The organism is Vibrio sp. KMM 9700, assembly GCF_058545285.1.
On the sequence record NZ_CM178589.1, the window covers coordinates 1,386,884 to 1,412,126 of the forward strand.

The window sequence follows — 25,243 nt, forward strand, 5'->3', positions numbered from 1 at the left end:
ATATCCTTTAAGACCTCGCTTTTATTGCGGGTAATAAAAAGCGCCACTCGAAAACGAAGCAGCGCTTATAAAATCTAACTACGATGAATCATCATAAATAGTTTATGCGTATTATTGACGACGCATTGCATCAAAGAACTCGTCATTGGTTTTGGTCATCGCCAATTTATCAATCAAGAATTCCATTGCATCAAGCTCAGCCATTGGATGAACAATCTTACGCAAGATCCACATCTTTTGTAGTTCATCAGACTTGGTCAGAAGCTCTTCGCGACGAGTACCACTGCGGTTAAAGTCAATCGCAGGGAAAACACGTTTTTCAGCAATCTTACGATTTAGGTGCAGCTCCATGTTACCTGTACCTTTAAACTCTTCATAGATAACTTCATCCATTTTCGAGCCGGTATCAACAAGTGCTGTTGCGATAATGGTTAAGCTGCCGCCTTCTTCAACGTTACGTGCTGCGCCAAAGAAACGTTTTGGTCTATGTAGTGCGTTAGCATCCACACCACCGGTTAAGATTTTACCTGATGATGGAACAACTGTGTTGTATGCGCGCGCAAGACGTGTAATTGAGTCAAGTAGGATGATGACATCTTTTTTGTGCTCAACCAAACGCTTAGCTTTTTCGATAACCATCTCTGCAACTTGAACGTGACGCGATGCTGGTTCATCAAAGGTCGAAGCGATAACTTCACCATTTACCAAACGTTGCATCTCAGTAACTTCTTCTGGACGCTCATCGATAAGTAGAACCATAAGTTCACATTCAGGATGATTGTGGGCAATGCTTTGAGCAATATTTTGCAGTAGCATTGTTTTACCCGCTTTTGGCGGTGCAACAATCAAACCACGTTGACCTTTACCAATAGGTGAAGCCAAATCAAGCACACGCGCCGTAATATCTTCTGTTGAACCATTACCACGCTCCATGATCATGCGATCATTTGGATGGATAGGCGTAAGGTTTTCGAAGAGGATTTTGTTGCGAGCGTTGTCTGGTTTGTCGTCGTTGACAGTGTTGACTTTTAGAAGGGCAAAATAGCGTTCACCGTCTTTTGGTGGACGAATCTTTCCGGCAATCGTATCACCTGTGCGCAGGTTGAAGCGACGAATCTGGCTCGGCGAGACATAAATGTCATCAGGGCCGGCAAGATAAGAGCTGTCTGATGAACGCAGGAAGCCAAAACCATCTTGTAAGATTTCAAGAACCCCATCACCAAAAATATCTTCACCACCTTTCGCATGTGCTTTAAGGATAGAGAAAATGATATCTTGTTTACGAAGACGGGCTAAATTTTCTAAACCTAAGGTTTCTCCAAGCGAGACAAGGTCAGACACAGGTCTGTTCTTAAGTTCTGTTAGGTTCATTGTGGTGGATGCTTTTTTTGTCAAAATAGGATTCTGTATGTTTGTTGAGATTCGTATGGCCTTGAGGGTGGCCTGGAAAAGGAAACTTGTCTAATAAATAAAATTTATATTTAAACTTAATGAATTTTCAATTTGTTTAATTAACGGGCAATAAATTATCACTAAATTCAATATTAGTCTAGCTTTGCATGTGAGAAAAGCCGCAACTAGACGATAAAACCGTGCAAATTATGTGCAGCACGGCCTTATCGACGAAGAAACTTAGATTATAGGTTTGCGTCTAAGAATTCTTTTAGTTGAGTTTTAGACAAAGCGCCAACTTTTGTCGCAGCAACTTGGCCATCTTTAAAAAGAAGTAATGTTGGGATACCACGAATACCAAACTTTGGTGGCGTATCCGCATTTTGGTCAATATTTAATTTACCGATAGTTAGTTTGCCTTCATATTCTTCTGCCACTTCTGTCAGAATTGGGGCAATCATTTTACACGGGCCACACCATTCTGCCCAGAAATCGACCAGAACTGGACCAGCAGCATTGATGACATCTGCTTCAAAACCATCATCTGACAACTGCATAATCTTGTCACTCATCTTACACTCCAAAGTATTATTTAAAGGGCGGTTAGTCGTCTAACCAAAAAATAGATCACCTATTGGACTGGATTTGCTTTCGTATTGCAAGCATTAGCTGATATTCTATAGCAATGAAAAAGACACATATCACAGAGCAAAAATTCGCCGACTTCGATTTACACCCGCAAGTCATTGAAGGATTGGACAAAAAAGGGTTCGAATACTGTACCCCGATCCAAGCCTTGGCGTTGCCGGTACTGCTCACCGGCCAAGACATTGCAGGCCAGGCCCAAACGGGAACTGGTAAAACCCTTGCGTTTTTAACTGCTACCTTTAACCATTTACTCAAAACAGCGGAGCCTGAACGAGAAAATAAATCAAATCCGAGAGCCATAATTATGGCACCTACTCGCGAGTTGGCAATTCAGATTTATAACGATGCCGAATCTTTAGCCGAAACAACAGGACTTTCTGTTGCGCTGGCTTATGGTGGCGAAAGTTATGAGAAACAACTCGCAAAAATTAATCAAGGCGTCGACATCCTAATCGGCACTTGTGGACGTATTATCGACTTTTATAAGCAAAGAGTCTTTCATTTAAACGATATTCAAGCTGTTGTTTTAGATGAAGCCGATCGTATGTTTGATCTTGGTTTTATTAAAGATATTCGCTTTTTATTCCGTCGTATGCCGGCGCCAAATGAGCGTTTGAACATGTTGTTTTCAGCAACCTTGTCATACCGTGTACAAGAGCTTGCGTTTGAGCACATGCATAACCCTGAACATGTAGTGGTGGAAGCTGAGCAAAAAACAGGTCACCGCATCAAAGAAGAGCTTTTCTACCCATCAAATACTGACAAAATGGCATTACTTCAGACTTTAATTGAAGAAGAATGGCCAGAACGTGCGATTATTTTTGCCAATACCAAGCACAAATGTGAACTTGTTTGGGGTCATTTAGCTGCTGATGGACACAGAGTTGGTCTATTGACTGGCGATGTGGCACAGAAAAAACGCGAGAAAATCTTAGAAGAATTTACCCGTGGTGATATCGACTTCTTAGTTGCTACCGATGTTGCAGCGCGTGGTTTACATATTTCAGCCGTAACGCACGTATTTAACTACGACTTACCGGATGACTGCGAAGATTATGTTCACCGTATTGGACGTACCGGTCGCGCAGGCGCAAGTGGTATTTCAATTAGCTTTGCATGTGAAGAATATGCGATTAACTTGCCAGATATTGAAACTTATATCGAGCATTCAATTCCAGTTTCTGAATATGATGCAAGTGCCCTGTTAACGGATTTACCAGCGCCAGTTCGTCTACGTCCGCGCACCAATAATTCGCGCAATCAACGTAACCCGCGTCAAGGTAACCGTAACGGTGGACAAAGAAACAATTCGCCACGTAACAGCGGCCCACGTCAAAACCGACCAAGACGTCCGCAGAATAAGCCACAAGCAAATTCATAACGAAATATAGGGATCATCATTATTTATGAGTCAGGCTGTTTCATCACCTTTATATGCAGCAATCGATCTGGGATCAAATAGCTTTCATATGCTACTTGTGCGCCACATTGAAGGCCAAGTTCAAACCATGGCAAAGATCAAACGTAAAGTGCGTCTTGCCAATGGGTTAGATAAGGATAACTACTTAAATAACGAAGCAATGCAAAGAGGATGGGACTGTTTGCGCTTATTTGCTGAAAGGCTGCAAGATATTCCGCCACAAAATATTCGAATTGTAGGCACAGCAGCGCTTCGCTCAGCAAAAAATGTTGATGTATTTCTCGAAACAGCGAACAAGATTTTAGGCCACCCGATCCAAATCATTAGTGGTGAAGAAGAAGCAGCAACCATCTATAAAGGTGTGGCGCATACTTCTGGTGGTCTAGGTCGACGTTTAGTCGTGGATATTGGCGGTGCCAGTACCGAACTCATTATCGGTGAAGGCTTTGAAGCAAAAGCTTTGGTGAGCTTGCCTATGGGCTGCGTCACTTGGCTGGATTATTACTTTAAAGACCGTCAACTGACTGCGCATAATTTTGAACAGGCAATTACCTCGGCAAAAACTGTTTTGGAGCCGATCTTAAAGCAATACAAAGAGTTAGGTTGGCAAGCTTGTGTCGGTGCGAGTGGCACAGTGCAAGCGTTACAAGAGATCATGCTGGCGCAAGGGATGGATGAGGAAATCACCCTCAAGAAACTTAAGCGCCTGCAAAAGCAAGCCATGGCTGCAAGTCATCTTGAAGAGCTTGAAATTGATGGTTTAACCCTTGAGCGCGCCTTAGTTTTCCCAAGCGGCTTATCTATCTTAATCGCTATTTTTGAGTTTTTAGAAGTTGAAAGCATGACCTTAGCCGGCGGCGCACTGCGTGAAGGCTTGGCCTATGGCATGATAGATGCTATGCAACATGCCGATATTCGTCAGCGTACGATTTGCAGTTTGCAAGCAAGGTATCAACTTGATACTCAGTATGCACACCAAGTCGAAGAAGTTTGTTTAAACTTGTTTAGTCAATGTGGCGGCGAAGAATGGATTGGCGAGTCGATTGCCCCTTGGTTATTAAGTAGTGCGGCGTTAGTGCATGAAATCGGTTTGACCATCGATTATAAAAAAGGTGGTGAGCACGGTGCTTATCTTCTCAGAAACTTAGATTTACCCGGCTTTACTCGGGCGCAGCGTCATCTGATTGCAGAAATGGTACGCCGTTATCGCGAGCAGCTTACGTCACTGCCTGAGCAACATGCGATTTCGGGCAAAAGTGGTAAACGTTTATTGCGCTTACTGCGTTTAGCTGTGATTTTAACTCATAGACGTGAATCGGCATATCAACCTGAGTTTCAGATCAGTGCCAATGATGAAGAATTAACCTTAACCTTAGATAAGCTTTGGTTAGAGCAAAACCCATTAACTTGGGCTGAGCTTGAAATTGAAGTGAACCGCCAAACCGATATGGGCTGGCCGTTGATTTTAGATTTATCTGAGCCGACTAAATAGTTATCGCTTTTAAAGTTATACAAATTAGTAGCTATAAACATTAAATGATGTATGCGTATACTCTATTTAACGCATACATCATTTTTTATATTATTATTCAGCTATTTTTACCGCATCTTGCGCCAGCCAAGTGGCTACATCTTTCGCAAAATAAGTTAAGATCCCATCAGCACCAGCGCGCTTAAAGCAAAGTAGCGATTCCAGCACAGTTTCTTTTTCTTTCAACCAGCCATTTTCAATCGCAGCTTTATGCATCGCATACTCACCTGAGACTTGATATGCAAAGGTTGGGACTTGTAGCTCAGTCTTAACGCGGCGAACCACATCTAAATATGGCATACCTGGTTTAACCATCACCATATCTGCGCCCTCTTCCACATCCATTGCGACTTCATGTAAGGCTTCATCAGAGTTTGCAGGATCCATTTGATACGTCTTTTTATCTGCGCCTTTTAAATTGGCAGATGAACCGACTGCATCACGGAAAGGTCCATAGTAGTTCGATGCATATTTAGCTGAGTAAGCCATGATTTGAGTATAGATCAAGCCTTCGTCTTCCAAAGCTTGACGAATTTTACCAATCCGGCCATCCATCATATCTGAAGGTGCGACCACATCTGCGCCCGCTTGTGCGTGAGAAAGTGCTTGCTTAATCAAAACTTCGGTAGTTTCTTCGTTTAGCACATAGCCTTCATCATCAATGATGCCATCTTGACCATGAGTGGTATAAGGATCTAGTGCGACATCTGTCATAATACCAATTTCAGGTACATGTGCTTTGAGCTCTTTGACTGCACGTTGGACTAGGCCTTCAGGATTAAAAGCTTCTGATGCGCACAGTGATTTCACATCTTGGTTGACCACAGGGAATAGCGCGATCATAGGAATGCCAAGTTCAGCTAAATGGGTTGCTTCTTCAATTAAAAGATCGATCGATAAACGCTCTACGCCCGGCATAGACTCAACCGCTTCACGACGATTTTTGCCCATCAAAACAAACATTGGATAAATCAGATCATTAACTGAGATTTTGTTTTCAGCCATAAGACGGCGGCTAAAATCATGTTTACGCATACGGCGCATACGGCGCGCTGGGAATTGACTTTGAATAGAAACTGACACTTGGATTCTCCTTTTGTATATCCTGCATAGTTATATTATTTTGGATATATTAAAAATTGACGCCAACATCATACCACCGTTAACTCCTTCAAACACATTAAGATAAGAAAATAACCTATCACTACACAAATATGTATTCTAGATTTAAAATGAAGCCAGAGGTTAGACTTGAAGCTAGATGTCTAAGCTAAATTTATCCAAATATAGAGGTTCTATGATAGATACTCACGCGCATATTTATGCCAAAGAATTTGATCAAGACAGAGACGATTGCATCAAACGCGCCAAAGACGCAGGCATCGAGCAAATCTTAATGCCAAACATCGACTTAAACTCGATAGAAGCCATGCTTAATACCCAAAAAGATTACCCTGAGATGTGTCAGAGCATGATGGGCATTCACCCTTGTTATATAAATCAAGATTATAAGCAAGCACTGGATCAAATCCGTCCCTTATTTGACACCCATAAGTTTATTGCTGTGGGTGAGATTGGTATCGACTTATATTGGGATAAAACCTTCCGCGCCGAGCAAATCGATGCGTTTAGCCAGCAAATAGCTTGGGCCAAAGAGATGCAGTTGCCAATTGTGGTGCACACTCGTGACTCGATTGAAGACACCTTAGCCGTGCTGAGCAAACAACAAGATGGCAGTTTAAGCGGTGTGTTCCATTGCTTTGGCGGCACAATAGAAGAAGCCAAAGCGATTCAAGATCTTGGTTTTCATCTTGGATTGGGCGGTGTGACGACCTTTAAAAATAGCAAAATGGACATGGTGATCCCAGAGCTTGATCTAAGCAAAATCATTTTAGAAACCGACTGTCCATACCTTGCGCCAACGCCACATCGCGGCAAGCGTAATGAGCCAAGCTTAATGCCGTTGGTCGCGCAAAAGATTGCTGATTGCCGCGAGATGAACTTAGCTGAGGTCGATAAGATCACAACTAAGAATGCCAAGGCTTTATTTAAAATCTAAAGCTTGAAATTGCAGCTAGATATATGAATGCAAAAAAGCCACTTAACATTGAGACCGATTTTTAATGGCTCGTTAAGTGGCTTTTTATTGCTTAGCTCTTTTGTAAGCTTTAGCTATTGTCGAATCTAAAGAAAAACTTTATTCAGCGCTGGTTTCTTCTTGTTCTTCATCTTCACTTGGTTTGGTGTAAAAACGCGAACAGAATAAGCCAACCTCAAATAGGATAATCATAGGGATCGCAAGCAAGGTTTGCGAAATCATATCTGGTGGTGTGAGCATCATGCCCACCACAAAAGCGCCGACAACTATATATGGACGTTTTTCTTTTAACGATTTCACATCCGTTGCACCCGTCCAACATAGCAAGATAATCGCTACAGGCACTTCAAAAGCAATCCCGAATGCCATAAACAGAGCTAAGACAAAATCAAGATAGCTTGCAATATCCGTGGCTTGCTCGACCCCGCCAAGTGAAATGGCAGTAAAAAAGCTAAAAATTAACGGGAAGACAACGAAATATGCAAAGGCGACACCAGCATAAAATAAGAATGAGCTTGAAAACAGCAAAGGCATGATCAAGCGTTTTTCATGTTGATATAAACCTGGCGCCACAAACGCCCATACCTGATACAAGATATATGGCACTGCTAAAAAGACAGAGGCAATTAAAGTCAGTTTAAGTGGTGTAAAAAATGGTGATGCAACATCGGTTGCGATCATGCTTGCCCCTTCGGGAAGCTTTTCGATTAACGGTGACGAGACAAACTCATATATATCCCCTGAGAACCAAACCAAACACACAAAGACAACCATTACCGCTGCAATGGCGCGTAATAAGCGATCTCTTAATTCGATTAAGTGGGAGATTAAAGGTTGTGACTGCTCTTGCTCTGTCATATAAAACCTCAAAATAAAAATAATGCATAAAAACTAAGGCTTAATTGGATGATTAATATTCATCTAAGAATGATTAACCTAAGCGAAAGCTTTTATGCATTGGTCCCTTTCGCATATAGCGAGATGGGTAACTAGATAATCTTCGTTATGATGATTTCGATTGCTCTTTTTCAGCTGCGTTTGTAACTGCATCTGACTTTGTGGCTTCATCAGCTTGCTCAGCTGTTTTTTGAATGCCACCAGCAATGTTATTTTCATCACTAGAAGTTTGCTCTTGATAAGGACGCTGCACAGACTGCGCGGCTTGCTTGAGTTCCTCGATTGAAGACTTAAGCTCTGGCGATAAATCTTTCATCCCCATTTGCTCTGCTTTTTTCAAGTTATCTTGCAGCTCTTGGATTTTTAGCTCTTGCGAGAGTTCATCTTTGACATTGTTTGCCATACTCTTCATGCCATTAAAAAAGCGCGCAACCGATCGAATAGCAACCGGCAAACGTTCTGGGCCAAGCACAACAAGGCCAACCACAGAAATCAGCATGAGCTCCCAAAAACCTATATCAAACACGGCTTAGCCCTGCTCTTTGTCTTTTTTAACTTCTTGCGTCGTTTGCTCTTGCGCTGAGCTTTCTAGGTTTTTAGCTTGGAAATCTGCATCTTTTTCTTCTACAGCTTTCTCTGTTTTCTTTTCTTCATCTTCGCTCATTGCTTTTTTAAAGCCTTTTACTGCTGAGCCAAGATCGCCACCGATACCACGTAATTTCTTAGTACCAAATAAAAGTACGATAATTACTGCGATAATAAGAAGTTGAGTTACGCTAATTCCGCCCATTTGTTATTTACCTCGGGTCTAAATAAAATGATTCTAGCAAACTTATGCTGCTTTAAAAAACAACCTAAGCGCAAAGGTTTTGGTTGCGGCATCATATACCGAAAAGATGAAGAATATATGTCAGCCCAAAGACTTAATACATACTTATCTTTTAGTTCCTTCTAAAGTGCTTAGACAAGAATAAAGACTATTGATACCTCAATCTAAGATTGCTTATTTATAACACTATTTTCACTTTTAAGCATCACAGACAAAGGATCTTTTCTGATGCTTATTTGATTTAAATCTAAGCCAATGAAGATAAGCTGAGATTATTTATAGCTACGCCAACTTAAAAGCCAAGATACAAGTCCAGCTCCGGCTGCATAAGCTGAAATTTGCTGAGTAAGTGCATCCGGTGAAATATGTAAGACGGCGGCGCAGATAAACAAGGCTGCACCCACACCAAAGTATAGTTGACCCTTGGCGTGCTGTTTTTTACCTTTTGCGTAATCTTGGTATAAATCCCCTAAACGCTTTTCCATATCTCGGCTATGTTTTAGTGTATCAAACAACATATCCGGTAAATCTGGTAGCTTTTCCGCCCACAGTGGCGCTTTATCTTGAACACGATTAAATAAAGCTTTAGGACCAATTTGCTCAAGCATCCAACGCTCTAAAAATGGCTTAGCGGTTTCCCATAAATCAAGCTGAGGGTAGAGCTGGCGGCCTAAGCCCTCTATATATAAAAGTGTTTTTTGCAACAGAACAAGTTGCGGCTGCACTTCCATATTAAACTCACGCGCAGTATTAAATAGATTTAATAAGACATGACCGAACGATATTTCGCACAAAGGCTTCGCAAAAATTGGCTCACACACCACACGGATCGCCGCTTCAAACTCACGTACGTCCGTATCTTTGGGCACCCAGCCTGAATCAATGTGTAATTGCGCGACTTTATGATAATCACGATTAAAAAAGGCTAAAAAGTTTTCGGCTAAATAGCGCTTATCTTCACTATCAAGTGTACCGACAATGCCGCAATCTAAACCTATCCATAATGGATTTTCAGGGTTGTTATGTGCAACAAACACATTTCCTGGATGCATATCAGCATGGAAAAAACTATCCCGAAAGACTTGGGTAAAGAAAACCGTCACGCCCTTTTCAGCCAGCAGTTTCATATTCACGCCTTGAGCATGTAATCCACTAATGTCTGAAACTTGAGTTCCATAAATACGCTCAGAGACCATCAATTTTTGAGTCGTAAAGTCCATCAGCACATCGGGAACATATAAGTCTTCGCTGCCTTCAAAATTACGCTTTAATTGCAATGCATTGGCTGCTTCTTTTCGTAGATCAAGCTCATTTAAAAGCGTCTTTTCATATTCTTTGATCACTTCTACAGGCTTTAAGCGTCTTGATTGCGGCATAAACTTGGCAATCAAATGCGCCATGCGATACATCAGTTTTAAGTCGGCTTGGATCACAGGCAAAATATCCGGGCGAATGATTTTTAAAACCACTTCTTGTCCCGTTTCTTTTAACTTGGCGGTATGTACTTGCGCAATTGAGGCCGAAGCCAGCGGCTGAATTTCAAAATCAACAAACCAATCTTCGACTTTCCCACCAAGCTCAGCTTCAATTTGCGCTTTCGCTTCATTGCCATCAAACGGACTGACCTTATCTTGCAATAATGCTAAAGGATCGGCGATATAATCAGGAAACAAATCACGCCTAGTCGACATCATTTGCCCTAGCTTAATCCAGACCGGCCCTAGCTCTTGCAAAGCAAGACGTAAACGCTCACCAGAGGCTTTTTCAAGATGTTTATTATCAATCCAAAATGCGAGTTTGATCAGACGTTTGGCTGAAACTGTGTGTGCATGTTCAGGCAATAGATCTTCTAGCCCATACTCAAGTTGAGTTTTGATAATCTTATATAAACGGCGAAGTTCGGCTAATTTCATAAATACTTTTATTCTTGATGAGAAGGATGCTCGAAAGAAGCTTCAAGACGCTGAACCAATGCTTGATAGGCTTGTTCTAGCTTATCGGCATCTTGCGCCAGATCTGAAACTTGATCGCAAAAATAAGCCAGCTCTAATGGCGCAGGGGCAAGTTGCCACTCATGCACCACGGCTTCTGCTAACTTATGCTGTGAAACTTGAGCTTTATCTTGCAGCCAATTTTTGGTTGATTTCGCGCCTTGAACCAACTGATAGGCCAGCACATCACCGGTTAATTTGGAAAGCAGCTCTTCCACATCCGGCTTTAGCTCATCCATAAATTCGGCAAAATCTTGAATCAAGCTTAAATCACCATCAACCACCAAGCGATCTTGCTTGATAAGCTCAGTTAAGTTTTGCTTGGCGCGGATCTCTGCAAGTTGCGCCAGCTTAATCGATATACTCGCATCAGGTGTTGCTTCATACCCAGCAAGGACATCGATGCGCTGACTAAAAACAAAGAACAACTCAAGATTTAGCTCTTGTAGGTGCAGCTTTAATACCTTGCCACGCAGACGCGTTAAATTCGCTTGCGCAGCCGCACTTTGATTTAACAAAGCATTGAAAAGCGTTTCAACGCCAGCTGTCATCAGTGCAGAATTTGGGAGAAATAATTCAAACGACATAAGACTTCCTTGCCTGAAGCATTAAAACTTATAACCGCGGTGCAAAGCGACGATGCCACCGGTTAAGTTGTAATAGCTCGTTTGCTCAAAACCTGCATCGTCCATCATAGCTTTTAAGGTTTCTTGATCTGGATGCATACGAATAGATTCCGCTAGATAACGATAGCTATCGGCATCATTGGCAACCACTTCGCCAATTTTTGGCAGCAAATGGAATGAATAAGCATCATACACTTTAGATAAGGCTTCAATCGTTGGTTTTGAGAACTCAAGCACAAGTAAACGACCACCCGGCTTTAACACGCGGAACATAGAACGCAATGCTTTATCTTTATCTGTCACATTACGTAGTCCAAAGCCTATCGTGATGCAATCAAAATAGTCATCTGGAAATGGCAACTCTTCGGCATTAGCTTGTACATAGTGCACATTGCCCACAATCCCACTGTCTCTTAATTTGTCGCGCCCAACATTAAGCATTGAATTATTGATGTCTGCGAGTACAACCTGCCCAGTTTCGCCAACAATACGTGAAAACTTAGCGGTTAAATCACCCGTGCCACCAGCAAGGTCTAGAATACGTTGACCACGGCGTGCACCGCTGCAATCAATCGTAAAGCGTTTCCATAAGCGGTGGATCCCACCAGACATAAGGTCATTCATGATGTCGTATTTTTTCGCAACTGAATGGAACACCTCTGCTACTTTTTCTACTTTTTGTTCTTTCGCAACTTGGGTAAAACCAAAGTCTATGGTTTCATCAACAGAAGATGTTTTTTGTAAGTCTGGCTGAGTCATAATTTTTCTCTCATTTCGTTTCAAGCTTGGCTTGCTACTTCTACATAAGGTTTAATTTATAAAATAAAAGCTAGTTTACTGTATCCCTTGATGATTGTCTTTTAATGCTGACGAAAGTTTGTGTAATTCCAATAATGCCTTTGATATTTGCAAAGTTAACTGTGTGCATATCAATACTTCGAGCAGCTCATATCATTATATGCTGATGGATCTCATCATTTTACTCGCTTGCTGCACCTTCGACTCTTTTGGGTATATACTCCAGAAAAAATATCCCCACATCACAAAGAGAATAAAAGTCGATGAAAAATGAAAAACATGCGTTTTATTTTGGGATAAGCGCAGTCTTGCTTTGGTCCACTGTGGCGAGCGCTTTTAAGATCACTCTCGCGAGTTTCACCCCAGTGCAGATGCTTATAATTGCGAGCTTAGTTTCAATTTTGGTTTTAACTCTCATTTGTCATTGGCAAGGGAAATTGCCTCAGGTCTACACGACATTTTTGCAAAAACCTCTGTATTTCATTGTGCTTGGCCTGATCAACCCTTGTTTATACTATTTTATTTTATTCCAAGCTTATGACTTATTGCCAGCCTCACAGGCTCAACCGCTGAACTATAGCTGGGCGATTACTCTTAGCGTAATGGCTGCTTTCTTTTTAAAGCAAAAGCTGACCAAGTATGATCTAGTGGCATGTGTATTGGGTTATTTTGGCGTGCTTGTGATTGCGACCCAAGGCAATGTTTTAGCCTTGGAGTTTACCAGTGCCCAAGGCGTCTCACTGGCATTGCTCTCGACATTATTATGGGCAGGCTATTGGATATTGAATGCAAAGAATACTGCCGATCCTGTGATCTCTATGCTGCTTGGGTTTATTCTATCGCTACCTTTTAGCTTTGGGTTACTCATGTACCAAAACCAAGCATGGCAGAATTTAGACTTCACCGCTTGGCTTGCGGTGGCCTATGTAGGTTTATTTGAAATGGGGATAACCTTTGTGCTTTGGTTATATGCGCTCAAAAAGACAAACCATACATCAAGGATAAGTAACTTAATCTTCTTATCACCATTTATATCTTTGTTTTTATTAAGTAAAATTATTGGCGAAGAGGTAGGGATAAGCACAGTGGCAGGATTAGTGTTGATCTTATGCGGATTGATCGTTCAACAAATGAAGAAAACAGCGAAGCCTGTGGACAGCTCAACAATATAAAATCTTATATTAGTGAGAGGAAGAAGTAATATAATGCAGAATAATAATATTTAACTATTTTCTATTCTGCATTATATATCATTTAAGTTATCGTATATAACCTAAAATAACTGAAGTATTCATATATCATACAAATAATTTTATTTATAATATATAATCAATACATTAAATACTCTATATTTATGGGCTAATCAGAAGAGTATCCCAAAAGTGAAAGATTTATTAAACTGTCATATTATTTTTTTCGATATATTTTTTTAGATCTTCCACACTAAAACCTTGGCTTTTTAACTTCTCAGCCATGATCACAACTTCTTCTTTTTTACGTGAATCCAGAACAAGTTGGAACTGATAAATCAAATCCCTAAGTGTTGAGGTGGAGACCTGCTTAGCAGCACTGCGGACGCGCTCTTCGCTTTGATTGCCCAATTCCTGCAGCAGCTTACCAAACATTACTTTTTCAGGACTTTCTTCAAATTGCTCTAAAATACGAGCCATTTCGTAGGTCGTTAATGACATGATGTTGTTTCCATTAATAATATAATTTTTAATATATGCTGCTATCTGCAAATATACAAACTAAGTATGCCGAAAGAAAGTGTATAAATTAATTAAATTTCTTTTTTTGCAAATATGCATTACTTTATATTCAAATACACTCACATCACTCATGACAGGGAGCCTATTTGGAATACTATTTCTAAATACTGAACTTGATCTTACTCTTTTGCTAATTTAAGTGATTAGCACTTACCTATCTTGAGTATACAATCAAAAAATGCACTTCTGCTAGATTCTCACTCACAATTTTGCTTAGTTTTTACTCGCAATCAGATTGATTGTGCCTAAATCACGCATAAAGTGAAAGTCAAAGCTATCAATTAGGCTTAACTATAGATCAGAATTATATCTCTTTACTTAAAATAAACAAAGTAATTAGTTTAAGACTTGGTGCTACAAGAGAGATACTTATTGTAAGTTGCGAACTCGCCTCAAACAAGCTAACTTAAAGTGTTATATTTTATCGCTCTGTACCTCTTAGGTGCATTACCAGACATAAAGGAAAATCTATGCAAGCGGCAGTAATTTTGCAACATGTGACTCTTATCCGACAATGGCTAGCTGAGAATAAACTCGATGCCTTTATTGTCCCACATGAAGATGAGTTTTTAGGCGAGTATATTCCCGAGCATAATGAGCGCCTACATTGGTTGACTGGTTTTACAGGATCTGCAGGCGCTGCCGTGATCACTTTAGATCAAGCTGCGATCTTTGTTGATGGCCGTTATACAGTTCAAGTCACTAAGCAAACCCCAGCCGATATTTTCTCTTATCATCACTTAATTCAAGAGCCGCCACTGGCTTGGGTCAAACAAAACCTTGCCCAAGATGCAAAAGTTGGCATAGATCCAAGAATGCACACCGCAACTTGGCTTGAAAAAGCAAGCAGCCAAATCGCCAAGGGACAGAGCCTGGTTAGCCTAGCGCAAAACCCTATCGATCAAAGTTGGGATGATCGCCCGCAAGCGATTGAATCAGATGTACGCCTAATGCCTACCCAAGCAGTCGGTGTCGATTGTCCAACCAAGCGCAGCCAAATCGCAACCTTGATTAAGCAAAAAGATGCGGATGCTGCCCTACTGACTCAACTCGACTCTATTTGTTGGCTACTCAATATTCGTGGCGCAGATGTTTCGCGTCTACCTGTGATCCTCAGCCATGCGATTTTGCATCGAGATACAAGTGTTGATGTCTTTATCAAAGCCTCGCGCTTGCCGGCAGAAGCTGCGCTGCATTTTGGTGAGAATGTTCGCGTACATGAGCCTAAAGATCTTGAAAGTGTTCTTGAAGGGCTAAAAGACAAGCATGTTCTTTTTGATTCCAACACGGCCAATGCTTGGTTTAAACAAACGCTTACTCAAATTGGTGCGATTTGTATTGAATCTGCCGATCCTTGTTTATTACCCAAAGCGGCTAAAAACTCTACCGAAGCAAAAGGCATGCGTGATTGTCACGTGCGTGATGGCGTCGCTATGGTGAAATTCTTATCTTGGCTCGACGATGAAGTGGCACAAGGTAATTTACATGATGAAGGCACACTTGCAGATACGCTTGAGAGTTTTCGCCGTGAAGATGAGAGCTTAATGGATCTCAGCTTTGATACAATTTCAGCAGCTGGCAGCAATGCAGCGATGTGTCACTATAATCACCAAAACCAAGAAGAATACGGCAAGCTTAGCCAAGATTCTTTGTATTTGGTTGATTCAGGCGGTCAGTACCTTGATGGCACCACAGATATAACCCGCACTATTGCGATTGGTAATCCGAGTCCATTTATGAAGCAGCAGTTTACCTTAGTGCTAAAAGGTCATATTGCTCTCGCATCTGCCAAATTCCCGAAAGGCACAACAGGTAGCCAACTGGATATCTTGGCGCGTCAATACTTATGGCAACAAGGTTATAACTTTGATCACGGTACAGGCCATGGTGTTGGGCACTTCTTAAGTGTGCACGAAGGTCCACAACGTATTTCTCCTGCCTATAACCCCATTTCCTTAGAAGAAGGCATGGTGCTATCCAATGAGCCGGGTTATTACGAAGCCGATAAATTTGGCATTCGCATTGAGAACTTGGAGATAGTCACCAAGCAACACGTTGAGGGACCTGTGGAAACCTTAGGTTTTGAATCTCTTACTCGCTGCCCAATTGATGTGCGTGCAATTGACTTTAACTTGCTTACCACAGATGAAAAAGCTTGGTTAAATCAATATCATGAGAAAGTTTGGCAAGATCTTAGTCCGCTTGTGCAAGGCGCAGTAAAAGCTTGGCTGGAAGAAGCCACGGCTGAAATCTAAATAAGATATTAGCTTAGCGCTAGATAAAATAAAAAGAGATACCTAATTTATCGGGTATCTCTTTTTTATGTTTCACGTGAAACCTCGACGCGATTGAATGAACTTAGCCAGCGTAAGCTTGACTCCAATCCGTCCAAACCACTTCAAAGCCTTTTTGCTGCACTGCACCTGCCACTTGCTCCACACTACGCTCATCACTAATACTAAATTGCTCTAACTCGACATCTTTATCTGCATAACCGCCAGGTTGAGTTTTTGAACCAGCTGAAACCGAAGTGATCCCAAGACCCAAGACATTATCACGAAACTCTGGGGTTTCACGGGTAGACAGGGATAGCTCAACTTCTCCATTAAACAAGCGATAAGCACAGATTAGCTGAACCAGTTCTTTATCACTCATAATTGATGTCGGCTCTAAGCCACCACTGCAAGGTCTAAGACGCGGAAAAGAAATCGAATAACGCGACTTCCAATAAGTTTTCTCAAGATAATCCAAATGCTTCGCTGTGAAAAAGCAATCTGTACGCCAATCATCCAAACCAATTAAAGCGCCAAGACCTATTTTATCTATGCCTGCACGTGCGAGGCGATCTGGAGTCTCAAGACGATAGAAGAAATCTTGTTTATTACCACGTAAATGGTGTTTGGCATAAGTCACCGGATGATACGTCTCTTGGTAAACCATCACGGCATTAAGGCCCAAGGTTTTTAGCTCTGCATAGTCTGCTTGATCAAGCGGCTGCACTTCCATGCCTAAGTAATTAAAGTGGGGTTTAATTCGTGGCAGCACTTGGCGGAAATATTTCATCCCCACTTTGGTCTCATGCTCACCTGTGACGAGTAATAAATTATCCATCTTCAGCGCTTTAATTGCTTCCACTTCTTGATCAATTTCATCAAGTGTTAAGGTGCGGCGTTTAATTCTATTTTCCATCGAGAAGCCACAATAGGTACAAGCATTTGCGCACAGGTTTGAAAGGTACAAAGGGATATAAAAGCCCATGGTGAAGCCAAAACGTTGACGGGTTTTTTGATAGGAAATCTGTGCCATTTGCTCGAGATAAGGCATAGCCGCTGGCGAGATAAGGGCTTTAAAGTCCTCGAGATCACGCTGAGTTTTATTCAGAGCGCGCTCCACATCTTGCGCCGTCTTACTATAAATAGATAAACGCACATCATCCCAATCAAGTTTCTCAAACTCTGTTTTAAAGCTCATTTTGCCTATCCCTTTGTGATTTAACCTAAAAACGCAGTCAATGGACTGGATGCCACAGCTTGTGATTTTTGCACCGCAAGCCCCGCCAGATAAGCACTGCGCCCAGCCTCAACAGCCATCGCAAATGCTTGTGCCATGGCTTTTGGATCAGGGCTAGCCGCAATCGCGGTATTAACGAGCACAGCATCTGCGCCAAGCTCCATCGCATAAGCTGCATGTGATGGCGCACCAATTCCAGCATCAATCACAACAGGCACTTTTGCTTGCTCAATAATAATCTTTAGAAAATCATCTGAGACAAGGCCTTTATTTGAACCAATCGGCGCAGCCAGTGGCATCACAGCAGCGCAACCAACTTCCTCTAAGCGCTTACATAACACGGGATCAGCATGGCAATAAGGCAAGACGATAAAACCTTTTTTCACCAAGGCCTCGGCTGCTGCTAAGGTTTCAATCGGATCAGGCATTAAATATTTTGGATCTGGGTGTATCTCAAGCTTTAACCAATTGGTTCCCAGCGCTTCACGCGCAAGTTCAGCGGCAAAAATAGCTTCTTTGGCTGTTTTCGCTCCCGACGTATTCGGTAAAAGTTGAACTTGGGTTTGTTTTAATGGCGCATAAATGTTGTCTTCAGGTGTATGCAAATCCACACGCTTAAGTGCTAACGTCGTCATTTCTGATTTTGACTCAATCAATGCATCAAGCATCAATTGGCTCGTGGCAAATTTACCTGTTCCAGTAAATAAACGTGAATTAAAACTGCGATCAGCTATCTGTAATAAGTCTGGCTGCATTGGGTGTACCTTATAAATAAAAAACGATTGAATTAACCACCGGCGATCACTTGAAACAAATCAATCTCATCGCCTTCGCCAACTTGGGTTTGTGCCCATTGCGTCTGGGGAATAATGCTTTGATTTAATGCCAGAGCCATGCCTTGAGACGAGAGGTTAAGCTCACTAAGCACCCCCTCTAAACTAATACATTGACTGATTTCGACTGGCTTTTGATTGATGATTATTTTCATGTTCTGCCTATATTCTTGATTCTATCTGGCCCCATGAGTCAGCCTTGGCTTATCTACAGGTTTAAGCTTGGCACACAGGGCAAGATGAATCGGTTGAGATTTTAAATTTTTGCCAACTTAAATATTGGCCATCAAAAAGATTTAGATAGTTAGGTTTAAAGTTCTTGTTCTGGGTTAAATACTTAATTGCTTCAAGTGCTTGCATATTCCCCATCGAGCCTACAACCGGCCCAATCACGCCAGACTCAGAGCATTTTAAGCCCGCACTATTATCTTGATGCGGCACCGCACAACGATAACAAGGTGTCTGCTGATGTTTAAAATCAAAACTCATCAACTGCCCAACCCAGCCGATCGCAGATCCTGAAATCAACGCAGTTTTGGTTTCGACACAGGCTTTATTCACCGCTTGTCGCGTTGGAAAATTATCTGAGCAATCCAGCACCACATCAGCCATCATAACTTCAAGCTTAAGTTGTTCGGCTTCCAAGAATTTTTGTACTGCACGCACTTTAGTTAAAGGATTAAATGCTTTGATTTGCTCAAGTGTTGCTTTGGCTTTATTTATCCCAATATCGGCTTGGCGATAAATAATCTGGCGCTGTAAATTCGAGTCTTCAACTGTATCGCCATCTGCGACGACAATTTGCCCGACCCCCGCGCCAGCGAGAAACAAACTCACCGATGCGCCGAGACCACCACAACCAATCACTAACACTTTGGCTTTTAGTAATTGCTCTTGGCCTGCTTCAGCAACTTCGGGTACCATAATTTGACGTTGATAGCGTTTAAACTCTTGATCGTTCATGCGTAAACCTTATTATTTATTCAAACATTAGGCCTTTCTGGGCTGCATAATGTTCGCAAACTCATGTAACGCATATTCTATATCAGATGCCTCGGTAATAGCACGAACCACAGCTAAACTATCCACTCCGGTTTGCCAAACTTTTGGTGCTCGCTCAAGATCTATCCCACCAATCGCAACACTTGGACACTGGCCACTAATTAATTCATGATATAAAGCTAAACGGGTTAACCCTTGTGGCTTAGATGGCATCTGCTTGGTCGTTGTTGGGAAAATATGCCCAAGTGCGATGTAACTTGGTTGGCATGCTTTAGCGCGCATAATTTCAAAGTAACTGTGTGTCGATAGACCTAAATGTATTTTGGCTTGAGCAATAGCTTTTAAGTCAGCAACTTGAATATCTTCTTGACCTAAATGCACACCATAGGCCTGATGCTTAATCGCTAACTGCCAATAGTCATTAATAAATACTTTTGCTGCATATTCGCGACCCAATTCAATTGCTTTTTGGATCTGAACTTCTAAATCTGCTTGCTTTGGGTCTTTAATCCTTAATTGAATCGTTTTGACGCCTAGCTTTAACAGCTTTTCAATCCAATCCACATGATCCACTACGGGGTATAAACCTAGATCGCGTTCGATTTGTGGAAACTTAATCGCGGCAGGCTCTAATGGGTCATTTTTGAGACGACAAACCGGAAACTGGTCAATATTTTGCGGCCATGTTTCACGTGGAACACTTGATGATAATTCCCCTACTAGGGTTTGTGAAAGACATGCGGTATGGGCTAGAAGAGCGGCATCTTCAACAGTAAAATCAAGCATTAAAGTAACAATTAACCAAGCAAGATGACGCTCTTTAGAAAACTCATCAAGATAACTTGGGGTCAAGCTATCAGCTTGATAATCAATACAATAGGTCTGCTCTAAAGCTTGGTAAATATCAAGGCATTTCCCTTGTTGCCAAGCACCTATATATAAGTGCTGAGCGCTGAGCGGTGCAGTTAATTTATCAAATACATAATGGCAATCTAGGTTCAAGCTTCCTTGCGGTTTAATAATCGCAATCGAAACTTGGCGTAATCCTGCTTCAGGCATCTGCACAGACGAAGTTGTAATGGGTATATACTCAACTGCTTTAGCATTGTCTTTAATGATTTCAATCTGTTGATCCTTTGAAAAACTTAGTTTGAAATCATCAATAGCAAAACCCGCTTGCTTTGCTGCAAGTAGCGTTGATTTAATCTGTGATTCTAGGTAACACAGCTGCTCAGGTAAAACGAGTTGCATGAAAGGCCTTTAATAAAAATAAACTAAACCATTCCCAACACCTGCGTGTCATGGGAAATAAAGAGACATATAGGACTTAGTCAAACTTAAGCAACAGCTATATGTCTCACCTATCTATTTAAGCATCCATTTTAGGATGATAAATTTCTGCACCAGTTTGTAAAAACTCGGCTGATTTCTTCTGCATTTCAGCATCGAGTTGCTGACTTTCAATTTGCTGAACAGGAATGGAGGGCTGCAAGTTCTGCGCATAATCTCTCACCTCTTGCGAGATTTTCATCGAACAAAACTTTGGCCCACACATGGAGCAAAAATGCGCGACTTTGCCAGACTCTTGTGGCAAGGTTTCATCGTGATATGCAATCGCCGTTTCTGGGTCAAGCGACAAGTTAAATTGATCGTGCCAACGGAACTCAAAACGCGCTTTCGATAAAGCATTGTCACGGATTTGCGCTCCAGGGTGACCTTTAGCTAAATCCCCCGCATGGGCAGCTAATTTATAAGTAATAAGCCCAGTTTTCACATCTTGCTTATTCGGCAAACCTAAATGCTCTTTTGGCGTCACATAGCAGAGCATGGCGCAGCCATACCAACCAATCATCGCAGCGCCAATGCCAGATGTGATATGATCATAGCCCGGTGCTATATCTGTTGTCAGTGGCCCAAGGGTATAAAATGGCGCTTCATGACAATGCTTAAGCTGCTCATCCATATTCTCTTTGATAAGGTGCATCGGCACATGCCCAGGTCCCTCAATAATAACTTGAACATCATATTCCCATGCAATTTTAGTCAGCTCGCCTAAGGTTCTTAATTCAGCAAACTGTGCTTCATCATTCGCATCAGCAACTGAGCCTGGGCGCAAGCCGTCACCCAAAGAGAGCGCCACATCATATTGCGCGCAGATCTTGCAAATCTCTCTAAAGTTTTGATATAAAAAGCTTTCATTGTGATGCGCTAAACACCACTTGGCGATAATCGAACCGCCACGCGATACAATCCCAGTCACACGCTGCGCAGTTAGTGGAATATGATGTAAACGTAGCCCTGCATGAATGGTAAAATAATCCACCCCTTGTTCGGCTTGTTCAATCAAGGTATCACGCATCACTTCCCAGCTTAGGTTTTCCGCGACGCCATTGACCTTCTCTAGCGCTTGATACATAGGCACTGTACCAATCGGAACGGGACTATTACGTAAAATCCACTCACGAGTCTCGTGAATATAACGTCCGGTGGATAAGTCCATGACAGTATCTGCGCCCCAATGCGCTGCCCAGACGAGTTTCTCAACTTCTTCTTCAATCGAAGAGGAAACAGAAGAATTACCAATATTAGCATTCACTTTGATAAGGAAGTTGCGTCCGATGATCATCGGCTCAGATTCGGGATGATTGATATTCGATGGGATAATCGCACGTCCCATAGCCACTTCTTGACGTACAAATTCAGCAGTGATTTGCTCAGGAATAGCTGCACCAAAAGACTCGCCAGCATGTTGTTTTAATAGGATTTCATCTTTGACTTCTTGGCGGCGTAGATTTTCACGGATGGCAATGAATTCCATTTCAGGAGTAATAATACCTTGGCGAGCATAATGCAGCTGAGTCACACATTTATTTGGCTTAGCTTTACGGATTTTTGCTAAATGCTGATATCTTAATTCATCTAACGTGTCATCTTGACGACGTGACTGAGCATAGTCCGAGCTCACTTGTTCGAGCTCAAGCGTGTCCCCTCTTTGCTCAATCCAAACTTCACGCAAACGCGGCAAACCTGAATATAAATCTACTTTATGCTCGGGATCTGTGTAAACGCCAGAAGTATCATAAACATAGATAGATTCATTGGATTCATATTTAGGATTTTCTTTGGTTCCAACTAAGGTATCTGAAAGCGTAATTTCACGCATTGGCACGCGAATCGATGGATCTGAGCCTTGAATATAGATTTTTTTTGAGTTTGGATATGGCGTAATTTGCGCTTTATCCATAAAGTCTCGCGCCTGCTGGCGTGATTGTTGACGTGTCGACATAGCATTCACCTTTTATGTTTTCTTATTGAAAATAAACGTAAAATGCTTGACGGATGTGAGGTAGAGAGAATGGTTAGAAAGATGCATCTGTACAAATCACAGATAGATCTTTTCAAGGTTATATATTCTCGTTCCCTTCGCTGGTATTAACCAGATCAGGTTCTACGGATCCCGCAATTGCGATCTCAGCCCTTAGGCACTCCGACAAGTTTTGATTAGCCTATCCGATGATAAACTAAGCTGCAAGTGATTTATTCAGCAAAACAATAAATAGCGATTAAGTTCAAACTCTTCTAATAAATATATCTCTTAGCCTTTATTCAGGATTTGAAAGCCGACCCAAGCTACCGTGATACTTAAAATTACATTTGAGAGTATATATACACCCATCTTTACAAACTCACCTTGCTGTAACATGCTGACATTATCCATAGAAAAGGTTGAAAATGTGGTTAACGCACCTAAAAATCCTAATCCTATAATTTGACGCCAAGGCTGCTCTTGGATCATTCCAGTTGCGATTGCTGCCATGAGTAAGCCCATGATAAAAGAGCCCAAAATGTTCACGAGCAAGGTACCATAAGGAAAGCCCTTACCTAATAAAGAAACCATAAGATCTGAAATCAAATAACGTGAACAGGCACCGACAGCGCCACCTATCGCGATATATGCCAAAATTGCAATTTGTCCCACAATAACACCTCTAAATTTATAATTTAAAAACCTGAGCCTAAGTTGAAATAAAAGGCATTGTCATCATCACTGAAGGCAAAGTCCATCCCAAGGCGCATCCCATAACGACGTGCGATTTTATACCTAAACCCTGCGCCATAAGCCGCTTCAACATCTTGATAAAGATCGCCAAACTCATCCGCTGCGCTGCCTATCCCAACAAAGCCAAGTAATGTCCAGCGCGTATCGAGATCCCATGAAACTTGGGTTTGTAGCGTACTCACATAATTGTCTTGATAACGGTAACGACTGATCCCACGCAAACTAATATATGGGTTAGATAAAGGTGGCAAGTTTGCTTGATCTGTTGTGAGTGACTTATAACCTGCCGCAAGACCTAATGACCAATCCTTGGCTATAGGGAAATAAGTTTGTGCATCAAGAATAAATTTTTCATATTCATAATCACTGCCAATAGCATCGCTATACCACATATAACGTCCAGCAATCGAAGTCCCTTGGGTTGGGAAAAAATAATTATTGGTCGTATCATAATTGAAAGTGATCCCGGCGCCTGATGATGTACTTTGTTCACCAAGTCGATTTTTCAAAATAAAGTCGAGCAATTGGTTATCACTACCCACTTCTATTTTCCCCCAGATCTGCGCCACACCTAAGTAAAGCGGTGTATCTGCAACTTTAAACTCAAGTCTTTGCTTCCAGCCATAACCTGTAGTATTGGTCTGCATGCCTTTATTAAAGCTAAAAGAATGATCACCAATGTCTAAGTGCTTATTGATATATATATCTATGTTTAGATCCGCATAACCTGCGCCAATAAAGTAGCGAATTCTTTCATCAAGCCAAGTATGTCGATGTGCAACCGCTGCAACCCAAGTACCATTTTCAGTCGCTGCGCCACCAACAAGTGTAACTGCTGGCGTGACGAGTTCAGCGCCACCATCAATAGACTTCATCGCCAACTCTTCACGACGTTTTTTATTTTCATCTGATTCATGCAAGAAAAGGCCAAAAAAGCCGCCGCCATAGCCAAAAGCAGGTTCGGTGATCATGATAGGAACAGGCAAGAAACCATAGGCATTTTCGGCTAAATAGCCACCCATATCGAAGCGTTTATCGACAGGATCTTGAAAAGCAGCGGGCAAAAAATTAGCCTGAGCAAGGCTAGAGATTGAAATGAGTGATAAGCACGTCAGCTGTCGAAGGGATTTGGCCACTGTTGTCGCCTTGATCTGGTGAATAATAATTGTAAGGGATTATATCATTTATTTATGGAAGAGGTTTTCTACAGACGAAAAAAAACCTGACTCTTTCGAATCAGGCTTCTGCTATTTGTTTATAAAAGAAGAGTAGCTCAGTGGACGGGACTCCCTGATACCCACTTGGCGCGCCCCCCGGCGTGACAGGCCGGCTTGCTCTAGGTAAAAAGCTAACCACCTGAACTACCACTTCTTTTTACTTAATTTTATACAAACGAAAAAAAGCCTGACTCTTCGAATCAGGCTTTCTAATAAGTGGCGGAGTGGACGGGACTCGAACCCGCGACCCCCGGCGTGACAGGCCGGTATTCTAACCAACTGAACTACCACTCCGCAACTAATTTGGTACACAATAAAGTCTTACTTAAACTGCTTTATTGTTTTTTTGCTTTTAGATTTTTATTAAAATCTGAAAACAATTAAAAGAACCTGGCGATCTCCTACTCTCACATGGGGAAACCCCACACTACCATCGGCGCTATTACGTTTCACTTCTGAGTTCGGCATGGGATCAGGTGGGTCCATAATGCTATGGTCGCCAAGTAAATTCTTTTTATTTAACGTTTCACGTTAAATAATAATTCGGAAAGCTGTTATTTCTTTTTAAAGAAAAAATTCTCTAACACTACATTCAAGTGTTTCTATTCAGTCCAACTAC

At 41.8% G+C, this 25,243-nt stretch carries 23 protein-coding genes, 1 tRNA gene, 1 rRNA gene and 1 riboswitch; of the genes, 5 read left to right on the forward strand and 20 right to left on the reverse strand.

What is annotated here, in order from left to right; genetic code table 11:
- Positions 1–111 precede the first annotated feature (111 nt).
- Positions 112–1,371 (reverse strand): transcription termination factor Rho, encoded by a 1,260-nt coding sequence (rho, locus tag AC2VOY_RS06195; RefSeq protein ID WP_491830426.1) that lies wholly within the window; start codon positions 1,369–1,371, stop codon positions 112–114.
- Between the two features lie 266 nt (positions 1,372–1,637).
- Positions 1,638–1,964 (reverse strand): thioredoxin TrxA, encoded by a 327-nt coding sequence (gene trxA / locus AC2VOY_RS06200; protein WP_491830427.1) that lies wholly within the window; start codon positions 1,962–1,964, stop codon positions 1,638–1,640.
- 113 nt (positions 1,965–2,077) lie between these two features.
- On the opposite strand from trxA, the gene rhlB reads away from it, so the two are divergent.
- Positions 2,078–3,421: an ATP-dependent RNA helicase RhlB gene (rhlB, locus tag AC2VOY_RS06205; protein WP_491830428.1), complete on the forward strand. Its 1,344-nt coding sequence runs from the start codon at positions 2,078–2,080 to the stop codon at positions 3,419–3,421.
- 25 nt (positions 3,422–3,446) lie between these two features.
- Entirely contained in the window at positions 3,447–4,952 is a 1,506-nt protein-coding gene (gene gppA / locus AC2VOY_RS06210) for a guanosine-5'-triphosphate,3'-diphosphate diphosphatase (RefSeq protein WP_491830429.1), read from the forward strand.
- Between the two features lie 93 nt (positions 4,953–5,045).
- Here the strand turns inward: gppA and hemB are convergent, their stop codons facing one another.
- Positions 5,046–6,074 (reverse strand): porphobilinogen synthase, encoded by a 1,029-nt coding sequence (gene hemB, locus AC2VOY_RS06215; protein WP_491830430.1) that lies wholly within the window; start codon positions 6,072–6,074, stop codon positions 5,046–5,048.
- Positions 6,075–6,288: 214 nt separating this feature from the next.
- Here hemB and AC2VOY_RS06220 point away from each other — a divergent pair, with 214 nt between their 5' ends.
- Positions 6,289–7,050, forward strand: coding sequence for a TatD family hydrolase (locus AC2VOY_RS06220; RefSeq protein WP_491830432.1), 762 nt, complete (start codon positions 6,289–6,291; stop codon positions 7,048–7,050).
- Positions 7,051–7,188: 138 nt separating this feature from the next.
- Here AC2VOY_RS06220 and tatC read toward each other — a convergent pair whose 3' ends face one another.
- The 6 genes from tatC to ubiE form a co-directional block, all read right to left on the reverse strand.
- Positions 7,189–7,947, reverse strand: a complete 759-nt coding sequence (tatC, locus tag AC2VOY_RS06225; RefSeq protein ID WP_491830433.1) for a twin-arginine translocase subunit TatC — start codon at positions 7,945–7,947, stop codon at positions 7,189–7,191.
- A 145-nt stretch (positions 7,948–8,092) separates the two neighbouring features.
- A complete protein-coding gene (gene tatB, locus AC2VOY_RS06230) occupies positions 8,093–8,512 on the reverse strand; it encodes a Sec-independent protein translocase protein TatB (protein ID WP_491830435.1) in 420 nt (139 codons plus the stop codon).
- Positions 8,513–8,515: 3 nt separating this feature from the next.
- Positions 8,516–8,776, reverse strand: a complete 261-nt coding sequence (tatA, locus tag AC2VOY_RS06235) for a Sec-independent protein translocase subunit TatA (protein WP_491830436.1) — start codon at positions 8,774–8,776, stop codon at positions 8,516–8,518.
- Positions 8,777–9,087: 311 nt separating this feature from the next.
- Entirely contained in the window at positions 9,088–10,728 is a 1,641-nt protein-coding gene (gene ubiB, locus AC2VOY_RS06240; RefSeq protein ID WP_491830437.1) for a ubiquinone biosynthesis regulatory protein kinase UbiB, read from the reverse strand.
- A gap of 8 nt (positions 10,729–10,736) precedes the next feature.
- Positions 10,737–11,393, reverse strand: a complete 657-nt coding sequence (locus tag AC2VOY_RS06245; RefSeq protein ID WP_491830438.1) for a ubiquinone biosynthesis accessory factor UbiJ — start codon at positions 11,391–11,393, stop codon at positions 10,737–10,739.
- Positions 11,394–11,414: 21 nt separating this feature from the next.
- A complete protein-coding gene (ubiE, locus tag AC2VOY_RS06250) occupies positions 11,415–12,191 on the reverse strand; it encodes a bifunctional demethylmenaquinone methyltransferase/2-methoxy-6-polyprenyl-1,4-benzoquinol methylase UbiE (protein ID WP_491830439.1) in 777 nt (258 codons plus the stop codon).
- A 302-nt stretch (positions 12,192–12,493) separates the two neighbouring features.
- Here ubiE and AC2VOY_RS06255 point away from each other — a divergent pair, with 302 nt between their 5' ends.
- Positions 12,494–13,402, forward strand: a complete 909-nt coding sequence (locus AC2VOY_RS06255) for a DMT family transporter (protein ID WP_491830440.1) — start codon at positions 12,494–12,496, stop codon at positions 13,400–13,402.
- Between the two features lie 222 nt (positions 13,403–13,624).
- Here AC2VOY_RS06255 and tsrA read toward each other — a convergent pair whose 3' ends face one another.
- The gene (gene tsrA, locus AC2VOY_RS06260) at positions 13,625–13,921 is read right to left on the reverse strand and encodes an H-NS-like global regulator TsrA (protein ID WP_491830441.1); all 297 of its coding nucleotides are present in this window, start codon (positions 13,919–13,921) and stop codon (positions 13,625–13,627) included.
- Between the two features lie 551 nt (positions 13,922–14,472).
- Between tsrA and AC2VOY_RS06265 the strand changes: the two genes are divergently transcribed.
- Positions 14,473–16,257 (forward strand): aminopeptidase P family protein, encoded by a 1,785-nt coding sequence (locus AC2VOY_RS06265; protein WP_491830442.1) that lies wholly within the window; start codon positions 14,473–14,475, stop codon positions 16,255–16,257.
- A gap of 103 nt (positions 16,258–16,360) precedes the next feature.
- Here the strand turns inward: AC2VOY_RS06265 and thiH are convergent, their stop codons facing one another.
- From thiH to rrf, 10 genes are all read right to left on the reverse strand, one after another.
- Entirely contained in the window at positions 16,361–17,473 is a 1,113-nt protein-coding gene (gene thiH / locus AC2VOY_RS06270) for a 2-iminoacetate synthase ThiH (protein ID WP_491830443.1), read from the reverse strand.
- A gap of 20 nt (positions 17,474–17,493) precedes the next feature.
- Positions 17,494–18,267, reverse strand: coding sequence for a thiazole synthase (locus tag AC2VOY_RS06275; protein WP_491830444.1), 774 nt, complete (start codon positions 18,265–18,267; stop codon positions 17,494–17,496).
- 32 nt (positions 18,268–18,299) lie between these two features.
- The gene (gene thiS, locus AC2VOY_RS06280) at positions 18,300–18,500 is read right to left on the reverse strand and encodes a sulfur carrier protein ThiS (RefSeq protein WP_491830445.1); all 201 of its coding nucleotides are present in this window, start codon (positions 18,498–18,500) and stop codon (positions 18,300–18,302) included.
- Positions 18,501–18,561: 61 nt separating this feature from the next.
- A complete protein-coding gene (locus AC2VOY_RS06285; RefSeq protein ID WP_491830446.1) occupies positions 18,562–19,308 on the reverse strand; it encodes a HesA/MoeB/ThiF family protein in 747 nt (248 codons plus the stop codon).
- A gap of 27 nt (positions 19,309–19,335) precedes the next feature.
- Positions 19,336–20,598: a thiamine phosphate synthase gene (gene thiE / locus AC2VOY_RS06290; protein ID WP_491830447.1), complete on the reverse strand. Its 1,263-nt coding sequence runs from the start codon at positions 20,596–20,598 to the stop codon at positions 19,336–19,338.
- A 118-nt stretch (positions 20,599–20,716) separates the two neighbouring features.
- Entirely contained in the window at positions 20,717–22,633 is a 1,917-nt protein-coding gene (gene thiC / locus AC2VOY_RS06295) for a phosphomethylpyrimidine synthase ThiC (RefSeq protein ID WP_491830448.1), read from the reverse strand.
- A gap of 115 nt (positions 22,634–22,748) precedes the next feature.
- Positions 22,749–22,847: riboswitch (TPP riboswitch) on the reverse strand.
- A gap of 95 nt (positions 22,848–22,942) precedes the next feature.
- Complete coding sequence (gene crcB / locus AC2VOY_RS06300) at positions 22,943–23,326, reverse strand: fluoride efflux transporter CrcB (RefSeq protein ID WP_491830449.1); 384 nt, start codon at positions 23,324–23,326, stop codon at positions 22,943–22,945.
- A gap of 23 nt (positions 23,327–23,349) precedes the next feature.
- Positions 23,350–24,471: a BamA/TamA family outer membrane protein gene (locus AC2VOY_RS06305; protein ID WP_491830450.1), complete on the reverse strand. Its 1,122-nt coding sequence runs from the start codon at positions 24,469–24,471 to the stop codon at positions 23,350–23,352.
- Between the two features lie 370 nt (positions 24,472–24,841).
- A tRNA-Asp gene (locus AC2VOY_RS06310) sits at positions 24,842–24,918 on the reverse strand.
- Between the two features lie 94 nt (positions 24,919–25,012).
- A 5S ribosomal RNA gene (gene rrf, locus AC2VOY_RS06315) occupies positions 25,013–25,128 on the reverse strand.
- Positions 25,129–25,243: the final 115 nt, after the last annotated feature.